Here is a 1,482-nt window from a genome sequence, read left to right as displayed (position 1 = left end):
TGTTATTCACCAATTAAAATGTCTATGCGATAAACCATTTAAAATGTCCTGTTTTTAACCACAAGAGTCAAGCACAGGATTTAACTTTCTTTGTTCAATAACAGCTTTCTGAGCTTTACGACTCGGCATACTTTTCTTGAGACGGGAACGTTTATTCTGTTTTTCCAACTCTTCATGCTGTTGCTGAATATGTGCCAGAACTGTACCTAACCGTTTATTCTCAACGATCTCATTCTGCTGTAGCCCAGCTAATTTATTGAAAATGCTGTAGTTGAGCTTTCGTCCCTCGTGCATGAGGGCCACAGTCCCATCCGGGTACTCCAGAAATGAAATATATTGCCCAACAAGCTTATGATTCAGCTCTGTCGGTTCAAGCAGATAAATACATTTGTCATAGGTCAGGGTCAGATTCTTGGTGACCTTACGCGGTTCCTGCCAGGTAAAAATATCATCCAGTTCAAGATCAGATTCGGTTAATGGTCGATGCAGGTTCTTTGAGTTTCGCGCACATTTGGCGAACTTCTGATTGAACTGCTCAATAAAGCAGGGCAACCAGGCATTTGCTTCTGCAATCGAACAGATGCCTTCCAGGCGCATCTCCTTGATCAAACGGTCCTGAAGGGTTCTATTCGCTCGCTCTACGCGACCTTTGGCCTGGGGTGAATTGGCGAAGATAATATCAATGTTTAACTCATTCAGAATCCGCCCAAATTGCGTGATCTGGCTGTCTTGCCTGGATTTCTGGTTGACTCTAAATACCGAGTGTTTATCGCTATAAAAGGCCAAGGGCTTGCCGTATTGCTCAATGTAGGCTCGGGTTGAAAGCATATAGTCAAAGGTCGTTTCAGCCTCACAAAAGCGTAGATGCAACAGCTTGCCGGTAGCATCATCGATATAAACCAGCAAACAGCATTTGGTGGCTCTTCCTTCAAACCAGTCATGATATGAGCCATCAATCTGGATCAGTTCACCGAAGCAATCACGGTTATAGCGTGGCTGGTATGGGCGTTTTAGACGTTTGGATCGCGGAATCCAAAGGTCATTTGCAGTCATCCAGCGCCGAACCGTTTCTACCGGGATATTCAGGTCAAACATGCTGCTGAGCTTCTCATGCGCCAAGGTAGGTCCAAAGCCCAGCAGATGTTCAGAAATAATGGAAAGACATTGCGATTTTAATAAATCGTCATGGCGATGATGGCCCGGTTGACCACGACTGGCATGCGTCATGCCTGAAACACCATCTTGATTGAGCTTCTGCAATAACCGGGTAATTTGACGGGTGGAAAGATTCAGGATTTCAGCAGCACGGACTTGGGTAATACGATGATCTCGAACGTCTTGCAGAACTGCAAGACGTTGAATTTCTTTATCAGACATAGTGATCAGCATCTATATTTTATATCCAGTCCATGGTGATAAAAACCATCATAAACCAGACATTTTTATTGGTGAGAATATAGACACTTTAAATGGGTTCTAACA

The 1,482-nt window shown here is 43.9% G+C and carries 1 protein-coding gene; it reads right to left on the bottom strand.

The window, feature by feature from the left end; genetic code table 11:
• Nucleotides 1-54: 54 nt before the first annotated feature.
• A complete protein-coding gene (locus tag ACG94X_RS16760) occupies nt 55-1,389 on the bottom strand; it encodes an ISNCY family transposase (RefSeq protein WP_419384795.1) in 1,335 nt (444 codons plus the stop codon).
• Between the last annotated feature and the right edge of the window lie 93 nt (nt 1,390-1,482).

The organism is Acinetobacter psychrotolerans, from assembly GCF_048552595.1.
Taxonomy (GTDB): domain Bacteria; phylum Pseudomonadota; class Gammaproteobacteria; order Pseudomonadales; family Moraxellaceae; genus Acinetobacter.
The sequence above is the reverse complement of the archived record's forward strand: the minus strand, read 5'-3'. Positions and strand labels throughout refer to the sequence as shown.

What these genes read in the sequence shown, in the direction of transcription:
- ACG94X_RS16760 (WP_419384795.1), bottom strand. Translation starts at nt 1,389, where the DNA reads ATGCTGATCACTATGTCTGATAAAGAAATTCAACGTCTTGCAGTTCTG.